General features: G+C 68.3%; 21 protein-coding genes and 2 tRNA genes. 8 read left to right on the forward strand and 15 right to left on the reverse strand.

Annotated elements, in window-relative coordinates:
* The first annotated feature begins 106 nt into the window (after nucleotides 1-106).
* Nucleotides 107-349, forward strand: a complete 243-nt coding sequence (locus ACEI37_RS01525) for a type II toxin-antitoxin system RelE/ParE family toxin (RefSeq protein ID WP_373377698.1) — start codon at nucleotides 107-109, stop codon at nucleotides 347-349.
* Between the two features lie 15 nt (nucleotides 350-364).
* Complete coding sequence (locus ACEI37_RS01530; protein WP_373377001.1) at nucleotides 365-706, forward strand: HigA family addiction module antitoxin; 342 nt, start codon at nucleotides 365-367, stop codon at nucleotides 704-706.
* A 39-nt stretch (nucleotides 707-745) separates the two neighbouring features.
* On the opposite strand, the gene ACEI37_RS01535 is transcribed toward ACEI37_RS01530, so the two are convergent.
* The 3 genes from ACEI37_RS01535 to ribA form a co-directional block, all read right to left on the reverse strand.
* Nucleotides 746-2,116, reverse strand: a complete 1,371-nt coding sequence (locus ACEI37_RS01535) for a serine hydrolase domain-containing protein (protein WP_373377002.1) — start codon at nucleotides 2,114-2,116, stop codon at nucleotides 746-748.
* A gap of 46 nt (nucleotides 2,117-2,162) precedes the next feature.
* Nucleotides 2,163-2,642 (reverse strand): MarR family winged helix-turn-helix transcriptional regulator, encoded by a 480-nt coding sequence (locus ACEI37_RS01540; RefSeq protein WP_373377003.1) that lies wholly within the window; start codon nucleotides 2,640-2,642, stop codon nucleotides 2,163-2,165.
* Nucleotides 2,643-2,747: 105 nt separating this feature from the next.
* Nucleotides 2,748-3,344 carry a GTP cyclohydrolase II gene (gene ribA, locus ACEI37_RS01545; protein WP_062802974.1) on the reverse strand — a complete coding sequence of 199 codons (597 nt, stop codon included), beginning with the start codon at nucleotides 3,342-3,344 and terminating at the stop codon, nucleotides 2,748-2,750.
* A gap of 262 nt (nucleotides 3,345-3,606) precedes the next feature.
* Here ribA and ACEI37_RS01550 point away from each other — a divergent pair, with 262 nt between their 5' ends.
* Entirely contained in the window at nucleotides 3,607-4,137 is a 531-nt protein-coding gene (locus tag ACEI37_RS01550) for a riboflavin biosynthesis protein RibA (RefSeq protein WP_373377004.1), read from the forward strand.
* Here the strand turns inward: ACEI37_RS01550 and ACEI37_RS01555 are convergent, their stop codons facing one another.
* The gene (locus ACEI37_RS01555) at nucleotides 4,138-4,608 is read right to left on the reverse strand and encodes an Lrp/AsnC family transcriptional regulator (protein ID WP_373377005.1); all 471 of its coding nucleotides are present in this window, start codon (nucleotides 4,606-4,608) and stop codon (nucleotides 4,138-4,140) included.
* 152 nt (nucleotides 4,609-4,760) lie between these two features.
* Between ACEI37_RS01555 and ACEI37_RS01560 the strand changes: the two genes are divergently transcribed.
* On the forward strand, nucleotides 4,761-5,102 hold the full coding sequence (locus ACEI37_RS01560; RefSeq protein ID WP_373377006.1) for an AsnC family transcriptional regulator: 342 nt from the start codon (nucleotides 4,761-4,763) through the stop codon (nucleotides 5,100-5,102).
* 16 nt (nucleotides 5,103-5,118) lie between these two features.
* Here ACEI37_RS01560 and ACEI37_RS01565 read toward each other — a convergent pair whose 3' ends face one another.
* On the reverse strand, nucleotides 5,119-6,042 hold the full coding sequence (locus tag ACEI37_RS01565; protein ID WP_373377007.1) for a LysR family transcriptional regulator: 924 nt from the start codon (nucleotides 6,040-6,042) through the stop codon (nucleotides 5,119-5,121).
* 129 nt (nucleotides 6,043-6,171) lie between these two features.
* Here ACEI37_RS01565 and metE point away from each other — a divergent pair, with 129 nt between their 5' ends.
* Nucleotides 6,172-8,550 carry a 5-methyltetrahydropteroyltriglutamate--homocysteine S-methyltransferase gene (metE, locus tag ACEI37_RS01570; RefSeq protein WP_373377008.1) on the forward strand — a complete coding sequence of 793 codons (2,379 nt, stop codon included), beginning with the start codon at nucleotides 6,172-6,174 and terminating at the stop codon, nucleotides 8,548-8,550.
* A 93-nt stretch (nucleotides 8,551-8,643) separates the two neighbouring features.
* Here metE and ACEI37_RS01575 read toward each other — a convergent pair whose 3' ends face one another.
* The 3 genes from ACEI37_RS01575 to ACEI37_RS01585 form a co-directional block, all read right to left on the reverse strand.
* On the reverse strand, nucleotides 8,644-10,056 hold the full coding sequence (locus ACEI37_RS01575) for a DUF1254 domain-containing protein (RefSeq protein WP_373377009.1): 1,413 nt from the start codon (nucleotides 10,054-10,056) through the stop codon (nucleotides 8,644-8,646).
* A 248-nt stretch (nucleotides 10,057-10,304) separates the two neighbouring features.
* Nucleotides 10,305-10,601: a YciI family protein gene (locus tag ACEI37_RS01580; protein WP_373377010.1), complete on the reverse strand. Its 297-nt coding sequence runs from the start codon at nucleotides 10,599-10,601 to the stop codon at nucleotides 10,305-10,307.
* 56 nt (nucleotides 10,602-10,657) lie between these two features.
* A complete protein-coding gene (locus tag ACEI37_RS01585) occupies nucleotides 10,658-11,035 on the reverse strand; it encodes a short-chain fatty acid transporter (RefSeq protein ID WP_115713090.1) in 378 nt (125 codons plus the stop codon).
* 258 nt (nucleotides 11,036-11,293) lie between these two features.
* On the opposite strand from ACEI37_RS01585, the gene ACEI37_RS01590 reads away from it, so the two are divergent.
* Both ACEI37_RS01590 and ACEI37_RS01595 read left to right on the forward strand, forming a co-directional pair.
* Nucleotides 11,294-12,991, forward strand: coding sequence for an MBL fold metallo-hydrolase (locus ACEI37_RS01590; RefSeq protein WP_373377011.1), 1,698 nt, complete (start codon nucleotides 11,294-11,296; stop codon nucleotides 12,989-12,991).
* An 80-nt stretch (nucleotides 12,992-13,071) separates the two neighbouring features.
* Nucleotides 13,072-13,148: transfer RNA gene (locus ACEI37_RS01595), tRNA-Arg, on the forward strand.
* An 84-nt stretch (nucleotides 13,149-13,232) separates the two neighbouring features.
* On the opposite strand, the gene ACEI37_RS01600 is transcribed toward ACEI37_RS01595, so the two are convergent.
* A complete protein-coding gene (locus ACEI37_RS01600; protein ID WP_373377012.1) occupies nucleotides 13,233-14,153 on the reverse strand; it encodes a hydrolase in 921 nt (306 codons plus the stop codon).
* A gap of 251 nt (nucleotides 14,154-14,404) precedes the next feature.
* On the opposite strand from ACEI37_RS01600, the gene ACEI37_RS01605 reads away from it, so the two are divergent.
* Nucleotides 14,405-16,234, forward strand: coding sequence for a GGDEF domain-containing protein (locus ACEI37_RS01605; protein ID WP_373377013.1), 1,830 nt, complete (start codon nucleotides 14,405-14,407; stop codon nucleotides 16,232-16,234).
* A gap of 240 nt (nucleotides 16,235-16,474) precedes the next feature.
* Here the strand turns inward: ACEI37_RS01605 and ACEI37_RS01610 are convergent.
* The 6 genes from ACEI37_RS01610 to ACEI37_RS01635 form a co-directional block, all read right to left on the reverse strand.
* Nucleotides 16,475-16,561, reverse strand: a tRNA-Leu gene (locus ACEI37_RS01610).
* A 99-nt stretch (nucleotides 16,562-16,660) separates the two neighbouring features.
* The gene (locus ACEI37_RS01615) at nucleotides 16,661-17,947 is read right to left on the reverse strand and encodes an amidohydrolase family protein (protein ID WP_373377014.1); all 1,287 of its coding nucleotides are present in this window, start codon (nucleotides 17,945-17,947) and stop codon (nucleotides 16,661-16,663) included.
* Between the two features lie 32 nt (nucleotides 17,948-17,979).
* Nucleotides 17,980-18,660 (reverse strand): TetR/AcrR family transcriptional regulator, encoded by a 681-nt coding sequence (locus tag ACEI37_RS01620; RefSeq protein ID WP_373377015.1) that lies wholly within the window; start codon nucleotides 18,658-18,660, stop codon nucleotides 17,980-17,982.
* Nucleotides 18,660-19,355, reverse strand: a complete 696-nt coding sequence (gene upp, locus ACEI37_RS01625; RefSeq protein WP_373377016.1) for a uracil phosphoribosyltransferase — start codon at nucleotides 19,353-19,355, stop codon at nucleotides 18,660-18,662. The genes ACEI37_RS01620 and upp overlap by 1 nt, the downstream gene beginning before the upstream one ends.
* A 72-nt stretch (nucleotides 19,356-19,427) precedes the next feature.
* Nucleotides 19,428-20,723, reverse strand: a complete 1,296-nt coding sequence (locus tag ACEI37_RS01630) for a URC4/urg3 family protein (RefSeq protein WP_373377017.1) — start codon at nucleotides 20,721-20,723, stop codon at nucleotides 19,428-19,430.
* On the reverse strand, nucleotides 20,720-21,958 hold the full coding sequence (locus tag ACEI37_RS01635) for a GTP cyclohydrolase II (RefSeq protein ID WP_373377018.1): 1,239 nt from the start codon (nucleotides 21,956-21,958) through the stop codon (nucleotides 20,720-20,722). The genes ACEI37_RS01630 and ACEI37_RS01635 overlap by 4 nt, the downstream gene beginning before the upstream one ends.
* Nucleotides 21,959-22,063 lie beyond the last annotated feature (105 nt).

Genomic DNA, 22,063 nt, shown 5'->3' on the forward strand with positions numbered 1-22,063 from the left:
CGCCAGTGGCACCCACCGGCCTTTCTCTGTTTTTCCTTGTATTGCTATTTATCGAATACCGGTATACGATATATTGCAATCATTCTGATGCTCTGACACGTTTGAACTGTTCAAGGGCCGCGGGGTGCCTCGCTTTGCCAATATCCATGCGGTCGCCGTTCGCAAGCTGTTGATGCTCCACGAAGCGACCACGGTTGATATGTTGCGCGCGCCGCCGGGCAACCGGCTGGAACGGCTAAGCGGCGAGCGCCAGGGCTGCTACAGCATCCGCATCAACAATCAGTGGCGGATCTGCTTTATCTGGACCCACGACGGCCCCGCCGCCGTCGAGATCATCGACTATCACTGAGAAGGGAGAACGACCATGGCGTATTTCAAGGATGGCATGCGGCCCGTCCACCCCGGTGAAATCCTGCGCGAGGAATACCTCGTGCCGCTGGAGATGAGCGCCAATGCGCTCGCCGTAGCCCTGCGCGTAACCGCGGCCCGCATCAACGAGATCGTTCGCGAAGAGCGCGGCATCACGCCCGACACGGCGCTGCGACTGGCCCGCTATTTTGGCGGCGATGCGCGGTCGTGGCTGAACCTGCAGATCAACTATGACCTGAAGGTCGCCGAGCGTGACCATGGCGAGCGCATCCAGGCGGAAATCACGCCGCGCGACCCGTCCGCAACACAAGCAGTGCAAATCCAGGGGGCCAAGTAAAAGCGCGGTCCGGGGCGGCGCGCCGCCCCGTGCGCAGGGCTACCGCGACAACGCTTCCGCCACCGCCCTGAAGGCCCGGAACGTGATCGCGTTGTTGGCCGCATTGCCGGCCACCGGGTGCGAGGCGTAACGCACGATGGTCAGTTCGGCTTGCGGGTCGATGTAGATTCGCTGGCCGTGGATGCCGGCAGCCTGGAACATGCCGTGGCTGTCGTGCGAGACCCACCACATGTCGCGATAGCTCCAGCCCGGCAACGCGGCCGCGCTGCCGGATCTGGCGAACAGCTCGCGGCTGCCGCCGCGGCGGATATCGGCCACCACCGACGCCGGGATGATCTGCTTGCCGTTGAAGCGCCCGTTGCCGCGGATGGTCTCGCCAAAGCGCGCGAGATCACGCAGCGTGGTGTTCAGGCCGCCGCCACCGGACTCCGTGCCGATGCTGTCAACGGTGAAATACGCATCCTGCTCGGCACCCATCGGCTGCCAGATCCGCTCGGACAGCAGCTTCGCCAGCGACTGGCCCGAGGCGCGGCGCACGATCCACGCCAGCACCTCGGCATTGACGGTCTTGTAGGCAAACGCGGCATCGTGGCTGCCGTCCTTCTGCAGCGTCTTCAGGAAGTCATAGAACGTGCCAGGGCCGTTGTAGTTGGCAGGACGCGCCAGCATGCCGCCGGCGCGCGCGTAGTCCCAGATCTCGGCCTTGGGATCGGCATAGTCCTCGGAGTAGCGCACGCCGATGGTCATGTCCATCACCTGCCGCACCGTGGCATCGCCATATGCGGTACCGGCCAGCTCCGGCAGGTAACGCGTCACCGGCGCGGCCGGGTCGAGCTTGCCCTCTGCCGCCAGCATGGCGGCCAGCGTGCCGACGAACGACTTGGTCACCGACATCGCGATATGCGGCGTATGGCTGTCGAGCGCGCCGAAATAGCGCTCGTAGATGACCTTGCCCTGGTGCATCACCAGGATGCCGTCGGTATAGGTCAGGGCCAGCATCTCGTCGAAGGTGCGGCGGGTACCGTCGGCATCGGTGAACGGGAGCGCGCCGATGGCCTGCTCCGCGCGCGGCAGCGCACTGGCCGGGCCTGGTCCGCGCCATACCGGTGCAGTCGGCACCAGCTCGCGCACGTGCGAAAACAGCCACCGGTTGCGCGGAAACCTGTTGCCGCCCGGCACATGGGTGATCAGCTTGTCTGGCGGCGGCGGAAAGCCCTGCATCCAGCCCATGAGGTTCGGATCGGTGGCCAGCGCCGCCGCCACCGTCGTCGCCGGTATGGCGGCCGGAGGCGCTGCGCTGGCCGCGCTGGCGGCGGTCTGGCTCCACGCCGGCACGCTCGCCGCGAACAGGGCCACGCCAGCCAGGCGGCGCCATGACCGCGGGGATTTCCGATAGGGCTTCAACGACATGCTGTCTCCTTGCATTATTTTTTGAACGGGGGTCGCCGCCCTCGCCTCAGTCCGCCGCTGCCTCCGCGCCCTGCTGATGTGCGATCAGGGCGTTGGTGAGCTTGTCGATGCAGCGATCCAGCGTCTTCACCTCGGCCTCGGTCAGCACGGACAGGAACATCTTCTCCAGCATGTCCCCGCGCTGGTAGGTCTGCGCCACCAGCGCTTCGCCGGCCGGCGTCAGGTAGAGGTTGAGCTGCCGGGCATCGGCTTCACCCACTTCACGGCGCAGCAGGCCCCGCTTTGCCAGCGCGGTGACAAGCTTCGACGTCACCGTTTTCTCCAGCAGCACCAGTTCCATCAAGCGAGTCAGCGTCAAACCCGGCTCCAACCCGGCGAATCGCAACACGCGCAGTTCCCGCAGGCCGATGCCGAATTCACGCTCGTAGAAGCCGGAGGCCGAGTTCTTGGTCATTTCGCAGAGCCGGTTCAGGCGGAACGACATGAATTCGAGGATCGAATGGGTGGAGGGGGCGGCGTTAGACATGTGGGCGGTAAGTGGGCGGCCGATAGATTCTATGTTCAATAGTTTCCATTGGCAACTATATGGGCCAATAAATGCCCCTGCCGGGGCAAACGCGCTTCAGCGCTTTCAGTCGAGCAGATGTCCCATCCGCGTTCGCTTGGTCGCCAGGTACTTCTCGTTTTCGGCGTTGGACGGCACGATATGGCGCAGTTGCTCCGAGACGGTAATGCCGGCCTTCTCGAGCGCGGCGGCCTTCAGCGGATTGTTGCTCATCAGGCGCACGGATTTGACGCCCCACTGGTGCAGCAGGTCCGCGGCAAAGGCATAGTTGCGGGCATCGATGGCCTGGCCCAGCGCCAGGTTGGCGTCGACGGTGTCGAGGCCGCCGTCTTGCAGGCGGTAGGCCCGGATCTTTTCCGCCAGGCCAATGCCACGACCTTCATGGCCGCGCAGGTACAGCAGGATGCCGCGGCCCTCGGCGGCGATCTTTTCCATGGCGAGTTCGAGCTGCGGCCCGCAATCGCAGCGGCAAGAGCCGAACACGTCACCGGTCAGGCATTCGGAATGCATGCGGATCAGCACGTTGTCGCCCGCCACATCGCCCACGCTGAGGGCCAGGTGCTCGATGCCTGAATCGGCGCCCTTGAAGGCGTGCGCCGTGAAGTCGCCGAATCGCGTCGGCAGGCGCGCCGAGTCGATCAGCTCAATTTCTGTGTCGTTCATACCGGAATTCTTGGTCAAAAGGCGGGGGCGCAGCCCGGCACCGCCGACATTATGAGCGGAATCGGACGTTCGCGCTGGAATTCCCCCGCCGGGCCGGGCTGCGGGGTGGTCGGCCAATTCCTACAAGCGCAAGCGCCGTCGACTTATGCAGCCGCTTCAAACGGGTCTCTAGACTCGGTTTACAGGACATGGGTCGTCCCCGGCGGGCACGGAAACAATGCGCACCACCCGCCTCGCGGGACGGCCGCAGCAGGAGTTCGCCATGACAGCCAATCCATTGAGTGCCGAGGCCGCAGGCACCAAGCTCGCAGCATTGTTCGACACCAAGCTCGCCGCCAGCAGCGCCGCCGAGCGCGTTTGCTACGAGGCGCACCTGAAGCGGGGGCAGGTACGGCTGGTGCACCCCTACGAGGCCCATTTCGGCCGCAAGCTCGAGCCCGAGAATGATGGCATCGTCCACACCGCGGTGCGCTCGCACCTGATCATTGCGGCGCTGGGCGCCATTATCGGCCTCGCCGTGATCGGCATCCTGCACCGGCAGGAAGTGGATGCCGTGATGCAGAGCCCGGGCCTGGCGGCCGGCGCGGCGATCTTCCTGGGGGTGGTGTTCGGCATGCTGCTGGCGGGCCTGATGACCGCTCGGCCGGACCACCAGCTGGTGATCACGCCGGTACGCGAGGCTGTGCAGCATGGCCGCTGGGCGGTGCTGGTGCACCCCACCACGCCGCAGCAATGCAACGAGGCCCTGCGCGCGTTGCGCAACACCACCAGCGAAGTGCTCAGGACCGCCTGATCACGGCTCGACCGAAGTCTCGCGCTTGAGGGTGCGCAGCACGAAGGTCGAGCGGCTGTGGCGCAGGCCGGGCAGCTTGTAGAGCTTGTGCCGCAGGAATTCCTCATAGCCCTGCGTGCCGGCCACCGCCACCTTGATCAGGTAGTCGTATTCCCCGGTCAGCAGGTAGGCCTCCATCACCTCCGGCAGTTCCGCCAGGGCCTTGCCGAAGCGGTACAGCATGTCGTCGTCGTGCCGCTCCAGCGTGACTTCGATCAGCACGGTGTCGGGCAAGCCCAGCGCCCTCTGGTTCAGCAGCGCGGCGTAGCCTTCGATGACCCCGCTTTCTTCCAGCGCGCGCACGCGGTTCCAGCATGGCGTGGCGGACAGGCCCACCTGCTCCGCCAGGCGCGCATTGGACAGGCGGCCGTCGCGCCGAAGTTCGCGCAGGATGCGGCGGTCGGTGTCGTCAAGTTTGGGTGACTGTGCCATCAAGAACCATCGCTCAGGAATAATCTCCCGCAGATTCTATCAAATCAAGAGGAATCAACTGATATTGCCCCGGATACCGAGAAAATCAGAAAGCCAATTCTGCGGCACGGCTGGTAAATTTACCTGCATAGATCCACTGCCGGAAACGACACATGCCAGCCACCTGCCCTCTCGCCACCCTGCGCCTGTCGCTGCGACTCGCCCCTGCCGATCTGTTCGGCGCGATGGAATGGGTGCTGGCCAATGCGCGCCGTACCGGGCTGTCACTGCAGCAGCTGAGCTTCGACGCCGCCGCGCAGGCCGTGATGCATGCCACGCTGACGGCAGACGATGCCGGACTGCTGTGGCTGTTCCTCCGCCGCCTCGATAACGGCTACGACGTGGAGCTGCTGCTGGCGGACGTCGAGGATCCGGACGACGACACGGTGGCCGAGCCGGCGCCGCGCGCCGTCACCCGTGGCGACCGCGCCGCCGAACTGATGCTGACGGCCTGAATCGATCCAGGCGCCGCTACGCCGCCGGCGCCAGCAGCTCGATACTGTCGAGCTGCGCCGCGCAGGTATCGCGCACGATCGCGACAAAATCCGCCACGTAGGGCCGCCGCGCCATCGCGGCCGGCACGGTCGCGTAGAGTTCGCTCCACAGCCCTTTGGCGCCGATGCGCTTGGCCAGCACGTAGTCGTGGTCGACGTAGTTCTTGACGCCCCAGTTGGGCAGCGCCGCCACGCCGCGGCGGCTGGCCACCAGTTGCAGCACCGCCACCGTCAGCTCGGCGGTACGCCGCTCCAGGTGGATGCCGGCGGGTTCGAGCACCTCGCGGATCAGGTCGATGCGTGACTCGGGCACCGGGTAGGTAATCAGCGTTTCGCCGGCAAGGTCGGCGGCTTCGATGCGGCGCTTGTTGCGCAGCCGGTGTTCGTTGGCCATGACTGCGAGGATCTCGAAGCGGAACAGCGGCGCCACCTCCAGCCCGCGCCGCGCCGCCGGCTGCGAGCCGATGACCATGTCGGCGCGGCCGTTGCGCAGCAGCGCGATCGGATCGGCATGGAAACCGGCGACCAGGTCCACCTCCACTTCGGGCCAGCGCCGGCGGAATTCGTCCATCACCGGCATCAGCCAGTCGAAGCACGTATGGCATTCCAGCACCACGCGCAACTCGCCGCGGGTGTCGCCCTTGAGCCGTTCGATATCGCGCTCGGCCGCGCTGACCGCGGCCAGCGCCTCGCGCGCCAGCGCCAGCAGGCGCTCGCCCGCTGGCGTGAAGCGCAGGCCCTGGCGGGTGCGGTCGAACAGCGGCAAGCCGTAGTGCGATTCGATCGCCTTGATCTGGTGCGACAGCGCGGACTGGCTGACATGCACGCGCTCGGCCGCGGTGGCCAGCTTGCCCGATTCGGCAATGGCCACCAGCGAACGCAAATGGCGGACTTCGATCATGCCCGGTACCCGCGCTGCCGCTCTTTCGCCTTGATATGAAATCGGTTCATATATTGTTTAAAACTTGTCGCTTGATTCATTTTAAGGGCAAACCGACACTGTGCGCCAGACCTCTACCGGAGCAACACCATGGCACGCACCCATATCCTCGGCTTTCCCCGCATCGGCGAACGCCGTGAACTGAAATTCGCGCAGGAAGCGTTCTGGCGCGGCGAACGCACCGAGGCCGAACTGCGCACCGCGGCCGCCGAACTGCGCCGCCGCCACTGGCAACTGCAGGCGGAGCGCGGCCTGGACACCGTGGCCACCGGCGACTTTGCCTGGTACGACCAGATGCTGAGCCTCACCGCGCTGCTGGGCGCGCTGCCGCGCCGCTTCGGTTTCGACCCGGCGCAACTGACGCTGGCGCAGTATTTCGAGCTGGCCCGCGGCAACCGCGAGCAGCCGGCCATGGAAATGACCAAGTGGTTCGACACTAACTACCACTACCTGGTGCCGGAGCTGGACGCCGACACCACCTTCGACGGCGGCCCGCAATGGTTCTTCGAGGAAACCGATGAAGCGCTGGCACTAGGGCTGCGCGCGCGTCCGGCGCTGATCGGCCCGGTCACCTACCTGTGGCTGTCGAAGAGCCATGTGCCCGGCTTCGACCGGCTGTCGCTGCTGCCGCGGCTTTTGCAGGCATATCGCCGCATCCTGGGCCAGTTGAAGGCACGCGGCATCGAATGGGTGCAGATCGACGAGCCGGCGCTGTGCCTGGATCTGGCACCGGCGTGGCTCGATGCCTTCGATACTGCCTACGCCACGCTGCAAGGCGCGGGACCGAAGCTGCTGCTGGCCACCTACTTCGATACAGCCGCCGACCACGCGCAACGCGCGGCTGCCTTGCCGGTCGACGGCTTCCATATCGACCTGGTGCGCGCCCCCGCGCAGCTGGCGGCATGGCAGGCCGTGCTACCCGAACAGGCGGTGCTGTCGCTGGGCGTGATCGACGGCCGCAATATCTGGCGCACCGACCTGCGCCGCGTGCTGGACCTGCTGCGCCCGCTGCACGGCGCGCTGGACGAGCGCCTGTGGCTGGCGCCGTCGTGCTCGCTGCTGCATGTGCCGGTGTCGCTGGCACATGAAACGCGATTGGATGCCGAGCTGAAATCCTGGCTTGCCTTCGCCACCGAAAAGCTCGATGAACTGTCGGTGCTGGCCCGCGCGCTGAACCAGGGCGACGGTGCCGTCGCCGATGCCCTGAGCGCGTCGGACGCCGCCCAGGCGTCGCGCCGGGCCTCGCGGCGCGTGGTCAATCCGCGCGTGCAGCAGCGCCTGGCTGGCGTGGATGACGCGATGGCGCACCGCGCCAGCCCCTTCGCCGAGCGCATCGAACGCCAGCGCAAGGCCCTTGCGCTGCCACTGCTGCCGACCACCACCATCGGCTCGTTCCCGCAGACCACTGAGATCCGCCAGACCCGTGCGGCGTTCAAGCGCGGCGAGATCGGCGCGCTGGAATACCTCGAGCGCATCCGCGCCGAGATCGCGCTGGCGGTGCGCAAGCAGGAAGCGTTGGGGCTGGACGTGCTGGTACATGGCGAGGCTGAGCGCAACGACATGGTCGAATACTTTGGCGAGCAGTTGTGCGGCTATGGCTTCACCGAGAACGGCTGGGTCCAGAGCTACGGCTCGCGCTGCGTCAAGCCGCCGGTGATCTACGGCGACGTGTACCGCCCGGAACCGATCACGGTCGACACCGCCCGCTACGCGCAGTCGCTGACCGAACGGCCGATGAAGGGCATGCTGACCGGCCCCATCACCATGCTGCAGTGGTCCTTCGTGCGCGACGACCAGCCGCGCGCAACCACCGCGCGCCAGCTCGCGCTGGCGATCCGCGACGAGGTCTGCGACCTCGAGCAGGCAGGCATCCGCGTGATCCAGATCGATGAGCCGGCGCTGCGCGAAGGGCTGCCTCTGCGCCGCGCCGACTGGGACGCCTACCTGGATTGGGCGGTGAGCGCGTTCCGCCTGTCGGCCAGCGGCGTGCGGGACCAGACCCAGATCCACACGCATATGTGCTATGCCGAATTCAACGACATCCTGCCCGCCATCGCGGCAATGGACGCCGACGTGATCACCATCGAGACCTCGCGCTCGGCGATGGAACTGCTGGAAGGCTTTGGCGACTTTGACTATCCCAACGAGATCGGTCCGGGCGTCTATGACATCCACTCGCCGCGCGTGCCGTCGGTGCAGGCGATGGAGCGGCTGCTGGACCGTGCCTGCGAGGTGGTGCCGCCGCAGCGGCTGTGGGTCAACCCCGACTGCGGGCTGAAGACACGCGGCTGGGAAGAAACCGAAGCGGCGCTGGCCAACATGGTCAGCGCGGCGCGCGCGCTGCGCCAGCGCCTGTCGGCGCCGGAGATCGCGACATGGAAGCGCGTCGAGCGCACCCCCGCAGCCGGCGCGGCACCAGTTCCGCACGCGGCCGGCGCCTGCACCGCCTGCGCCACGCAAGCGCACTGACAAGCCACCCTTACGCAGATCACCGCGGCGTAAAAAAACAGGCCGCATGCCCGTCGGGGCATGCGGCCTGTTTGCCTGCCGGCCCTCGGCCGATCAGTTCACACGCATCACCGGCGGCGGCATCCAGCTGCCGTCCAGCAGCGCCTGTTCCGGCCAGTACGCGCGCAGCATCATGTTCAGGCCATCGGGCGGCGCCGGCAGCCAGTTGGCGGCCTTGGCGCCGGCCGGGCGCTCATGCTGGATGTAGATGTCGAGCGAGCCGTCGCGGTTGTAGCGCAGGCGGTCGCGGCTGCCGATGGCATAGCGCTGGATCGGGTTCGGGACAAAGGCCTGGCGCTCGTTGTACAGCGTCAGCGACCAGAACGCGCGCGCCGGCGGCAGCTGGTTCTTGTCGAAGTGCAGCACGTAGCGCGCCCCGCCCTGCAGCGGCTTGCCGTTGGCATCGGTGCGGGTAGAGGCGTAGATCGCATCCTCCGGCAGGTTGGCGCCCAGCCCCACCCACGCCGTGACCGCGCGTCGGCCATAGCTGGTGCCGTAGGTGCCCAGGTCGCGATGCATGACCCAGCCGTTGCCCGCATCGGCATTACCCTTGCGCGCCGCCTGCTCGATCGCCGCCAGCGCGGCGGTGGCCCCTTCCTGCACGGCCCGCGCGGTGGACGGCTCCATCACCGTGGTCTTGAATGGCACACCGGGGCGGATGCCCATGCGGCGCATTTTCTCGACCATGGCGCTGTCGGCCGGCGCCGGCGGGTTGGCCGGCAGCAGCGCGGCAAAACGCGTGAAGAACGCCTGCGCGTCCATGGCCGCCACCTGCTCGACCGGGGCGCTGTTGGGGTCCAGCGCGGGCCGTGCGGCTGCCTTGTCCGGCACGCGGCGGCCGCCACCCCAGGCCGACAGCGGCGTCAGCCGGTACTGGTCCTGCAGCCGGTGCACCGCCGCGAAATCCTGCTTGCCGCTGGCCTGCGTACGGCCAATCAGCCAGACCATCGACGTGGGCGAGCGGATCTCCTGCACGCCCCTGGGCAGCGTGCCGCGCCAGTCCGGACCGGTGATGGCGAAGTTGCCGCGGCGGGTGCCGGTGGTGCGCTTGCCCGGCGCGGCAAACACATTGGTCCAGGCATCCATCAGCGGCATCAGGTAATAGCGCCCGCGCGTATCGGGCACGGACAGGATCACCGGCTCGCGCGACAGGTCCAGCCACGCCGACGAGTACAGCGTGTCGGCATTGGGGCTGACCACATCGGTGAAGGTCGCGTCCGGGAAGGTGCGCTTGTGGCTGAAGGTGTTGACGGGCGTGCGCAGCGTCATCAGTTCGCGCGTCACGTCCATCAGCACCATCGGATAGGCAAAGGTGAAAACCTCGGCGGACAAGGCCTTCATGGCCTGGTCGGAAGGCGGCTGCTCGGCCGCCGCCGGGTTGCCAGCATAGTCTGGCCCGGTGGCGCAGCCGGACAGCATGACGGCGAGCGTGACCGCGCCCGCCAATTGACGAAAGATAGGCTTCATGACCCCGATTCCCAAAGTTCTTGCTTGTTCTCCGGGCATTTCGGCTATGACTGCCGGCATGTCGTCCCGAAGGCGCATCTGTCCGTCGCATCTTGTCCGCGTGCTACGACCCTGTCAATGACTCGAATGCGGGGATCCGAGACCGGGCGCACCAAGGGTAAGACCCTACGGCGAAGGGGTGCATGATAAGCCACGCGGCCAGGCTACGAAAAGGCCCGGCACGGCGGATGAGCAGCCTGCGCGGTCGCTCAGAGACGGCGGGTGCCGTCGAGATAGGCCTTGCGCCAACGCACGATGCGCACCTCGGCAAACAGGCCCGCCGCGGCGAACGGGTCGGCGTCGATAAAACGCTGCGCGGCCTCGCGGCTGTCGACGTCGACGATATAGACGCCGCCGCCGGCGTCGGAACCGTCATCGTTGAGCTTGGCACCGCAGGCCAGCAGCAGCGCCTTGTGGGCGTCGAGGTAGTCCAGGTGGCTGGCGCGGGCGGCCTGGCGCACGTGCTGGTGGTCGGGCTTGTCGACGGTTTCGATCAGGTATGGCATGCGGTTCTCCTGTCAGCCTTGCGGCCGGGTATCAAAGTCAGGCAAGACGGTGCGGTTCAGTACCGCATCTGGACATCATCGACCTTGCCGGTGCGGGCGTTGTACAGGCAGGCGTAGTGGAAGCCGATCGCGGACGAGCTGTCGTCCGGCTCGAACACGCCCTCGCCGTTGACCGAGGTCTGCGCGTTGGGGCGCTGGTAGTACTGCTCGCGATCGGCCATCAGCATGACGCTGCCGGGTTGCGGATAGCGGCGCTGCAGCGCTTCCGCCACCGCCGGCTCGCAGGCCGCGGATGCCGCGCGGGACATGGCCTGGGGATCGACGGTGATGCGGGTGGTGGGCGGCGGCACCGGGCGCGGAGCCAGCTGCGGCGGCGTCTCGCAGGCCGCCACCAGGCACGCAACCGTCAGGCACAGGTAAGAAGCTCGGATCACGCGGACCTCCTCCGATGGGAGCGCCGGCGGTGGCGCTCCGGAAAGTGAAGCGGAGCTATCAGGTTACTGCCTGTGGCCGGAAAAGCCAAAGCCGGCCCGCTCGGGCCGCCGGGTCCGGAGACCATGGCAGCGACCGCGGCGCCGGGATTCCCCGGACTTTCGAATCCGCGAACGCGGCTAAACTAGCGCACGCGGCCGCGCCTGGCCTGGCCTGCCTTGCCCCCGGCGCGACGCGCGTACAACCCACGATGCCGACAAATGACAACCACAGAGACAAGCGGCAACCGCCCTGCCAACCCCACCCCGCTGTTGCGCACGGCCGCCAGCCTGCTGGTGGTGCGCGATGCTCCCGCCGGCATGGAGGTGCTGCTGGTGCGCCGCGTCGAACGCGCCAACGACCGCAGCAGCGGCGCCTATGTTTTTCCGGGCGGCACCCTCGATGCGCAAGACCGTCACCTGCACGCGCACGCCCACGGCCTCGATGACGCGATCGCCAGCGAGCGCCTGGGCCTGCCGGCCAGCGGCCTGGACTTCTACCTCGCCGCGGTACGCGAATGCTTCGAAGAGGCCGGCCTGCTGTTCGCCTGCGATCATGAGGGGCGCCTGCGCGCGCCGCACGAACTGGATGCCGCGCAGCAGGCGCTGCTGCGCGACGCCGTGCAACGCGGCGGTCCCGGACTGGCCCACGCCTGCGAGCAGCTCGGCCTGCGCCTGGCGGCGGACCGCCTGGCCTATCACAGCTACTGGCTGACGCCGCCCGGCCTGCCCAAGCGCTTCGATACCCGCTTCTTTGTCGCCATCGCTCCGGAGGGCCAGCTGGCCGTGCCCGACGGCACCGAAATCGTCGAGCACCGCTGGGTGCGCCCGGCCGAGGCCGCCGACCCGGCCAGCGGCCTGCCGATGATGCATGTCACGCGCCGCACGCTCGGCTCGATCGCGCAGTTCGAGACCGCCGCGGCCTGCTTTGCGTACTTCTCGCAGTTGCGCGGCATCGCCTGCATCATGCCGCGGCTGGCCACCGGTGCGGCGGGCGTGCGCCCGGTGATGCCGAACGAGCCCTGCTACGCCGAGATCGGCCGCATCGATCCCGACGGCAAGGTACACGGGCGCTACGAACTGGCCCCCGGCGTGCCGGTGCAGTTGTCGCAGCGGGTATGGCGCGTCACGGCCAACAACGGCAGCGTGATGACCGGCCCGGGCACCAACACCTACCTGGTCGGCGGCGGAGCGCGCAACGAATGGGCCGTGATCGATCCGGGCCCGGATGATGGCGAGCATGTGCACGCCATCCTGGAAGCTGCGCCCGGGCCGATCCGCTGGATCCTCGCCACGCATACGCACCTGGACCATTCGCCCGCGGCGGCGGCATTGCAGGCCGCCACCGGTGCCACCGCGCTGGGGCGCGCCGCTCCCGCCGGCCCCTGGCAGGACACCACCTTCGCCCCGCAGCGCGAACTGCAGCACGGCGAACGCCTGGCCCTCGCCGACGATTGCACGCTGCGGGTCTGCCACACCCCCGGCCATGCGTCCAACCACCTCTGCTACCTGCTCGAGGAAGAAAAGACGCTCTTCACCGGCGACCACGTGATGCAGGGATCGACGGTGGTGATCGGCCCGCCCGATGGCGACATGCGCGCCTACCTCGACTCGCTCGCGGCGCTGCAGGAAGAAGACCTGGAGTGGCTGGCGCCGGGACACGGCTTCCTGATCGCGCGCCCGCAGGACGCTATCCGCATCCTGGTGCGGCACCGCCTGCAGCGCGAGGCCAAGGTCGCCGGCGCGCTGCGCGAACTCGGCCCTGCCGCGCTCGGCGAACTGGTGCTGCGTGTCTATGACGATGTGCCGCCCCGCATGCACCCGGTCGCGCAGCGCTCGCTGCTGGCGCACCTGATCAAGCTGCGCGACGAAGGCAAGGCGCGGGAAGCGGACGGCGTCTGGTCGGAATCCGCGGGCTGAGGCCGGAGGCGGCCGTTGAAGATTTTTCGGCGGGGGGCTTGCGCAAATCAATAATTGCGATACAATTGCGCCTCTCGTGTGCGGCTGTAGCTCAGTTGGATAGAGTACTTGGCTACGAACCAAGGGGTCGTGGGTTCGAATCCTGCCAGCCGCGCCACCTATGCAGAAAGAAAAAGGGCTTCCGGAAACGGAAGCCCTTTTTTGTTGCCGCGCGCCTTGCGCGCGACTGCCCCCAACAGCGCTACCATCGATAGCGCGCACCGACGGTGCCGCTCGGGTTGCGCCCCGCCCTGACCTTGAACCACAGCTTCACGCCGGTCTTGGTATTGCCATGCGCGCCGATATTGAACGAGAACAATCCGCGCAGCAGGTCGGCATCGATCTTGGTGCCGTTGATATTGATGACCTGCTTGCGGCTCTCCTGCCACCAGTCGGCCTCGACGAACGGATAGATGCCGGCCAGCCGCGTCGGCTGCGCGCCGTACAGGCGCACGCCGATGCCGGTGGCGCTGGCATCGCCGGGCATCGCCTGCGCCAGCTTGTTCGGGTCCGCGCTCGTGCCGGGCTGGTAGGCCAGCTGCAGCCGCGGCTGGATGGTCAGCCCGCCGGCGCGCGGCACCACGGCATCGACTGCCAGCGCCATGGTGCGCACGCGATTGTCGGCAAAGCCGCTGGCGGTGGTGATGTCGTCGAGATGCAGCGCCAACCGGCGCGCACGCTCGGGCATGGCCGCGGTCTCGCGATCCACGGCGGCGAGGCCCGGGGCATCGTCATCGGGCCCGGCGCCGAGCGCGCGTGGCGATGCGGAAGAAGTTGGGAATGAGGATGGCGGCGCCACCGCCGCGTATTCGACCACCACCGGTTCCAGCGGCTGGACCATCCAGCCGCTCGCTTCGGAGCCGGCGGCCGGCGGCCCGGAAACCTGCGCCGGTTCCGCAGGACCGGCTTGCGCCAGGCTTGCCTGCAGCGGCGGATCAGAGCCGGAAGCGCCGTGGATATCCGGCAAGGCTTCGTCTGCGTGGGCCAGCGCACACATCAGCATGGCCAGCATGGCGCAGTAATGCAGGTGATGGTGGACGATGCCGGGATGCGCGGCACAGCCGTGCCATCCGGGGCTCGTGCCCGCCTCCCTCTCTCTCGATGATGACAAGACCACAGTCATGGCAACCACCTTCGGGACGTTATAAATGCCTGCCCGATGAGCTTGAGCATAGGTCAAATGCCCCGCCAGCGTTAGCCGCGAATGTTCGGCTGCGCGCGCCCGCGAAAGCCCGCAGAAGAGCGGCCGGGGCCGCTGTCGCCGGCGCGAATCGCGGAAGATTTGGACAGGTGCCGCGGCCTTTTCGTCAATAATGTCGGGATTGTCAGAAATTTCACGCATGGCCCGGCCACTGGCAGCCGGGTGGAGACAGCATGGCCCTGCGGCAACGCGCCCAACAGCTTGATCCCGGCACCCGCACCGCCCTGACCGCCGGCAACGGACCGCGCCGCAGCCTGCAGCGCAAGCTGGCGGTGGCGACCACGGTGGGCGGCCTGTGCACGGTGGTGCTGGCGGCGCTGGTGATCGCCGCCTCGTACGGCGACTTCGCCGCGGCCCGGCAGAACCTGTACGACATCTCGGCGTACCGCGACGTGCTCGACGCCGCCAACACGCTGTCCGCCGAACGCGGCCCGGCCAACAGCGTGCTGGGCGAACCGCCCTCGCCCCACAGCGCGGCACGCGCGCGCCTGCAGGCGTTGCGCGCCCGCAGCGACGCCGCGCTGGCGCGGCTGTCCGCGCCGCCGCCGGCCCCCTTCGGCCTGCACAGCCATCACCTGCCGCCGCTGATGGTCGAGCGCGTGCGCGAGCGCCTGGCGCGGGCGCGCGCCGAGATCGACGAACTTGCCGCGCGCGCGCCGCAGCAGCGCGACATGGACGAGATCCGCCACGCCATCGAAGGCATGTTCGAGGTCGTCGACGCGCTGCAGCCGGCCATCGCCTGGCAGGTGCGCGAGCTTTCCGTTTGCGATGACGGCCTGGCCGCGCCCGCGCTGACCGGCAAGATGCTGGGCGACCTGCGCGAGTACGCCGGGCGCATGGCATCGCAGATCATGGCGCCGGTGGCGGCGCGCCAGCCGATGCCGGTGCAGAGCCTGGTCGACGCGACGCGCTCGCGCGGGCGGCTGCTGGAGCTGTGGCAGCTGGCCGGGCCGGCGTACAACATGTTCGGCGCCGCACCGGCGCTCGAACAGGCCTATGCCGACGCCGCCCACCAGTTCTTCGGCCGCGGCGTGGCCATGGTCGACAGCCTGGTCGCGCAGGGGCGCATCTCTGGCAACTACTCGATGACGCCCACCGAGCTGACCAACCGCTACGTGCCCACGCTGGAGCCGCTGGAGCGGCTGCGCAGCGTGTTCCTGGACGAGGTGGTGGCGCATTTCACCAGCACGCGCGAGCGCGCGCTGCGCCGGCTCGCGGCCGCGTGCGGCACTTCGGCGCTGATCCTCGCGGTGCTGGGCTACATGCTGGTGTTCGCGCGGCGCGCGGTGTTCCTGCCCCTGCTGCGCGCGCGGGCGGAGGTGATCGCGCTGGCCGAGGATCGCGGCGAGCCGCACGAGCCGCACGAGCCACGCGATGCCGCCATGCAGGCCAGGCGCATGGGCCAGGCCGCGGAGATGCGGCGCCTGTTCGATGCCATCGACATCCTGCGCCGCAAGCTGCGCGAGCGCGCCGCGCTGACCGCGCAGCTGGAGCAGCAGGCCCGCACCGACAGCCTCACCGGCCTGCTGAACCGGCGCGCGCTGGAACTGCTGGCGACCGGCTACGGGGCGCACGAGACCGCCAGCCTGGTGCTGATCGACGTCGACCGCTTCAAGCAGATCAATGACCGCCACGGCCATGCGGCCGGCGACCAGGTGTTGCGCAATATCGCCGCGCAGATGCGCGCGCTGGTGCCGGCCGAGGGCGTGCTGGCCCGCTTCGGCGGCGAGGAATTTGCGCTGTGGCTGCCGCACGGCCGGCCCGGCGAAGCCGCGGCGCTGGCCGAAACGCTGCGTGCGGCCATTGCCTCGCGGCCGGTCTACCTGTCCGGCACCACGCAGCTTGGCGTGACCGCCAGCTTTGGCGTGGCCGTCGGCCATGGCGGCGCGAGTCACTGGCAACGCCTGTTCGGCGCGGCCGACGCGGCCATGTACCGCGCCAAGGCGGAGGGCCGCAACTGCGTGCGCGAGGCGCAGGACCTCGACGGGACGCCGGCACGCTGAACCAACGGCCCGGGCAATGGCCGAGGACTACGGACAAAAAAACCCGCTCGCGCCGTAATACCGTTCAGTTAAGGCATCAAACCCTACTGTCATTCCCGCGCAGGCAGGAATCCAGCGTCTTTGAAAGTCACTGGGTTCCCGCCTGCGCGGGAACGACGGGATTGATTCGCGCGGACGTGGCTGCCATGGAGCATGGCCTGAAACGAAAAAAGGCTCGCTTGCGCGAGCCTTTCCGAATTTTGGTGCCCAGAAGAGGACTCGAACCTCCACAGTGTTGCCACCGCTAGGACCTGAACCTAGTGCGTCTACCAATTCCGCCATCTGGGCTTCGTGTCGCTGCTACGATGCGGCTGCGATGCGAAGAACGAAATTATGCCGAGTGCTGCCGGGACTGTCAACACCTGCCTGCAAAAAACTTTGTGCTGGCTATGCCGCACCGCTGCCCCGCCGGAAATCCACCTGTGCGGGCCGTCCCGGCAGTGCCAGCGCCGCGGTCGCCGGCGGCATGGTGGCGATGGTCTTGCCGGCGCGCAGCACGCGCAGGCGCGTGGCGCGCAGCCGGATCGCCTCGACCGGATCGCGCGCCTGCAGCAGCACCAGGTCGGCACGGCAGCCCGGCGCCAGGCCATAGCCCTCCAGCCCCAGGATGCGCGCCGGCGTGGCGGTGACCGCGTCGAAGCAGGCCCGCATCGCCTCCTGCCCGGTCATCTGCGCCACATGCAGGCCCATGTGCGCCACTTCCAGCATGTCGCCGGAGCCCAGGCCATACCACGGGTCCATCACGCAATCGTGGCCGAAGGCTACCGGGACGCCGGCCGCCATCAGCTCGGGCACGCGCGTCATGCCGCGGCGCCGGGGGTACGTATCGTGCCGTCCCTGCAGCGTGATGTTGATCAGCGGATTGGCGATCGCCGCGACGCCGGCCTCGCGCATCAGCGGGATCAGCTTGGACACGTAGTAGTTGTCCATCGAATGCATCGACGTCAGGTGCGATCCCGCCACCATGCCCTGCAGGCCCAGCCGCACGGTTTCGCTGGCCAGCGTCTCGATATGGCGCGACAGCGGATCGTCGCTCTCGTCGCAATGCATGTCGACGCGCAGGCCGCGCTCCGCCGCCAGCTCGCACAGCAACCGCACCGACTCCGCCCCCTGCGCCATGGTGCGCTCGAAATGCGGAATGCCGCCGACCACGTCGACGCCCAGCTCCAGCGCGCGCTTCAGGTTGGCAAGCGCGCCGGGCGCGCGCAGCACGCCATCCTGCGGGAACGCCACCAGCTGCAGGTCCAGGTATGGCCGCACGCGTTCGCGCACGTGCAGCAGCGCCTCCACCGCCAGCAGGCGCGGATCGCACACATCCACATGCGAGCGGATCGCCAGCAGCCCCCGCGCCACGGCCCAGTCGCAATAGGCAAGCGCGCGCTCGACGATGGCCTCCTGCGTCAGCAACGGCTTCAGTTCGCCCCACAAGGCAATGCCTTCCAGCAGCGTGCCCGACTGGTTCACGCGCGGCAGCCCGTACGACAGCGTCGAGTCCATATGGAAGTGCGCATCGACGAACGGCGGCGTCACCAGCTGGCCGGCGGCATCGATCTCTTCGCCCGCGCGCGCGGCCAGGGCTGGCTCGATGGCGGCGATGCGTCCATCTGCGATGCCGATATCGATGCCGGTGCGCCCGTCGGGCAGGCTGCAATGCCGCAGGATCAGGTCTAGCATGGGTCGTGTCGTGGTATCCGGTATGGATGAACTCAGCCCAGCGGCGCCGGTGCCAGGCCGCAGCCGCGCAGCAGCATCACCACCACGTGCTCGGTGGCGTGCGCATAGTCCTGTGGCTGCAGCCGGCTGATACCCAGCACCGCGCAGACCTGCGACTCAAAGTCCGCGTAGGTCTGGGTGGCGGCCCAGATGGTGAAGAACAGGTGCTGCGGATCGACCGGCGCCATCTGGCCGCGGTCGATCCAGTGCTGCACCACCGCGGCCTTGCGCGACACCAGTTCGCGCAGGGCGTGGCGCAAAACCTCGCCGATCTCGGGCGCGCCGTGCAGCAGCTCGTTGGCGAACACCCGCGACGCATCCGGATGGCTGGCCGACAGCCGCATCTTGGCGCGGATGTACTGCTCCAGCGCCACCTGCGGCGGCAGCTCGGCGCGGATTACCTCGGCCTCCGAGAGCCACAGCTGCAGCGTGTGCGCCAGCACCGCGCGGTACAGCGCCTGCTTGGTGCGGAAGTAATAATGCAGGTTCGACTTGGGCACCCCCGCGCGCATGGCAATCTCCGCCATGGTGGCGCCGGCAAACCCGGCGCGCGCGAACACATGCTCGGCCGCGCGCAGGATCATGGCCTGGTTCTCCTGCCGGATGCGGCCGCCCGCCGCCGCGCGCGCGGGCGGCGCGCGCAGTGTCGGCGCCAGGCCGGCGCGCGAGTCCATCAGCGCGTGCCGTACAGGCGGTCGCCGGCGTCGCCCAGGCCCGGCACGATATAGCCGTGCTCGTTGAGGGTGTCGTCGATGGCCGCGGTGACGATGCCGACGTCCGGATGCGCGCTGCGCAGCGCGCGCAGGCCCGGACGCGAGGCGATCAGGCACACATACTTCATGGTGGTGACGCCGGCCTCCTTCAGCCGGTTCAGTGCCGCGATGGCCGAATTGCCCGTGGCCAGCATCGGGTCGACCACGATCACCATGCGCTCCTGGATGTCCTCGGGCATCTTGAAGTAATACTCGATCGGCTCCAGCGTCTCGGGATCGCGGTACAGGCCGATATGGCCGACGCGCGCCGCCGGCAGCAGGTCGAGCATGCCATCGATAAAGCCGTTGCCCGCGCGCAGGATCGACACCAGGCACAGCTTCTTGCCGGACAGCACGCGCGACTGCGTGGCCGCGATCGGCGTGCGGATGGCGATGGTCTCCATCGCCAGGTCGCGCGTGGCCTCGTACGTCAGCAGCTGGCTGATCTCGCGCACCAGGCGGCGGAAGTTGTCGGTGGTGGTCTCCTCGCTGCGCACCAGCGTGACCTTGTGCTGCACCAGCGGATGGTCGACTACCATCACGCCTGACAGGCTGGCTAGGTCGGCGGGATCCGGCGCGCGCGCCTCGACTGCGGGAACAGCGGTCATGTCGTTCATGGTGACGCTCCTGAAGCCACGTTGCACAAGCCTTGCCTGTTGGCGACGCCGCCCGCGGCGCGGGCGGCGCGTTCAGAACACCGTGCCGTCGCTGGTGATGGCAAACGGCGGCGCGCCGCCCGGCCGGCGCTTGGCGGCGATGCGCCGTCCCGCCGCCCAGGTGCCGCCTTCCAGCACGCGCGCCAGCGGGAACTGCGCTTCCTCCAGTCCCAGCGCCTGGCGCACGCAATCGGCCACCAGGTCCAGGCCGCTGACGGTCAGCGCGCGCCATTCGACGATGACGGGCTCATCCACCGCATGCGGTTCGGCGGCAAAGCCGTGGTCGCGCGGCACCATCAGCTCGAAGTCGTACAGCAGGCCGCCGTTGCGGTACTCGGGCAGGCCGGTCAGCGCATCGAGGCCGGTCACGGTCAGGCCGGCATCCTCGAGCGGCTCCAGCAGCGAATAAGTCAGCCACTGGGTCAGCTTGTGGAACGGCACCAGCCCGCCCGGGGCCGCCGGATGGCGCCAGCAGTCGCCCAGCGACACGCCTTCTAGCACGATCCGCCCGGGCCACACCGGCCCCAGCCCCACCAGCAACGTGCGCAACAGGAAGCCGGCATCGAGCTGGCCGCCGACGGCGTGCGCCTTCAGGTAGTCATAGAGGTTGCCCAGCCGCGCCGGCCGGCCGAACAGCGCCGGGGTCGCGTCCATCACCTCGCCCAGCCGGCGCAGCAGCCCGGCGCGGCCTTCCAGGCCCACCAGCGGGTTGTGCTGCGCGACCTGGAAGGCATGGGCAATGCTGTCGGCATCGATGCGTTGCAGGCGCTCGGCATCGGCACGCAGCGGGTCGCCCGGCGCGGCGGAGAAGCCGCCGCGCGCGAACAGGTCGAAGCTGGCCGCGCCCAGTCCTTCCGAACGCGTCAGCACCAGGTCGCTGGCCGGATCGCGGTAGCGCCACTCCGGCCCGGCGCCCGCATCCAGCAGCACGCTGGGGATCACCAGGTCGATGCCGATGCGGGCGCGCTCCTCGCGATGCTCGGGACCGCTCAGCGCCGCGCGCTCGCACAGCACCTGCCAGCGGTCCGTGCGCTGGTCGCCCGCGCCGCTTTCGAAATGGCGCCAGCGGCTGTGATACGGCACCTGCAGGTCCGGATAGCGCTGCCGGATGGTGCTGGCGACGTAATCGGCAATCGCATGCACGCGGTCCGGGTGCCAGGTGAAGTGCTCGGACGCGCCGCTGGCCACGTGTTCGGTGACCGCCGCGCAATGGGTGCGCACCGCCTCGGCGCACAGCAGCGCCGCTGCGGGATGCCCTTCGGGCACCGGGCTCAGCCAGCCATTGCCATGGCCTTCGTTGCCGGCACTGTCCTCGGGATACCTCGTCATTCGTTCAACCCCCTGCCCTTTGCCAGGGCTAGTTCGTTCGCATCCGGCGGCGTGTAGTGCGTGAAGTAGCCGGCGGCCACCTTGGCGTCGATCTCGACACGGGCGTCGGCGGGGATCAGGGCCTCGGGGATCGCCACCTGCTCGACCACCTCGATGCCCTGCGCCACCAGCGCGCCATGCTTCATGTTGCTCATCGACGCCCAGCGGTCGATGCGGCGGATGCCCAGCCAATGGAACACATCCGGCATCAGCTCCTGGAAACGCATGTCCTGCACGCCCGCCACGCATTCGGTACGGGCAAAATAAGTCTCGGCGCGGTCGCCGCCAACCTGGCGCTTGCGGGCGTTGTAGACCAGGAACTTGGTCACCTCGCCCAGCGCGCGCCCCTCCTTGCGGTTGTAGACCACCAGCCCGACACCGCCCTGCTGCGCCATCTCGATGCACACCTCGATGCCGTGTGCCAGGTACGGCCGGCAGGTACAGATGTCTGACCCGAACACATCCGATCCGTTGCATTCATCGTGCACGCGGCAGGCCACGCGGGTCTCGGGCTTGCCCAGCTGGCTGACATCGCCGAAGAAATACAGCGTCATGCCGCCGATCGGCGGCAAGAAAACCTTCAGGTCCGGCCGCGTCACCAGTTCCGGGAACATGCCGCCGGTCTGCTCGAACAGGCTGCGGCGCAGCACGCTTTCCTTGATGCCGAACCGGGCCGCCATGCCTGGCAGGTACCACACCGGATCGACCGCCGCCTTGGTCACGCGCACGTCGCCATTGGCATGCAACAGGTCGCCGTCGGGCTTGAGCCGGCCCGCGGCGATGGCCGAGACCAGCTCCGGCATATTGATGTGCGCGCGCGTCACCGCGATGGTCGGGCGGATATCGACGCCGGCGGCGATGCGGTCGGCAAAGACGCTGGAAACCAGGTGCCCCCACGGGTCGAGCGAGACGATCTTGTCCGGGTCGCCCCATTGCGGATGCGGGCCGATGGCTTCGGCGGGTGCGGTATCGGTCAGGTCGGGACGATGGTCGCGCTGCAGCGTGCCGGAGGCGACCGCCAGCGCACGGTAGATGGCGTACGCGCCGGCGTGGGTGCCGATCACATTGCGCTGCGCCGGGTTGCCCAGGCTGGCGATCACGGGTCCGCGCTCGGCCGCCGTGGGGGCACCCCAGTGGATCGGCTCGGCCGGCTTGTCGCGGCGCGCGTGCGAAGTCAGGACGATATGGTCGGACATGACACCCTCGGGTTCCCGATGGAATCCTGACCAATCGGTCAGGTTTACGATTCCATACTAGGCAACCTTTGTGCCATCGCCCAATGCCCATTTACGCCAGTGTGG

The organism is Cupriavidus nantongensis (assembly GCF_041726985.1).
Classification (GTDB): Bacteria; Pseudomonadota; Gammaproteobacteria; order Burkholderiales; family Burkholderiaceae; genus Cupriavidus; species Cupriavidus nantongensis_A.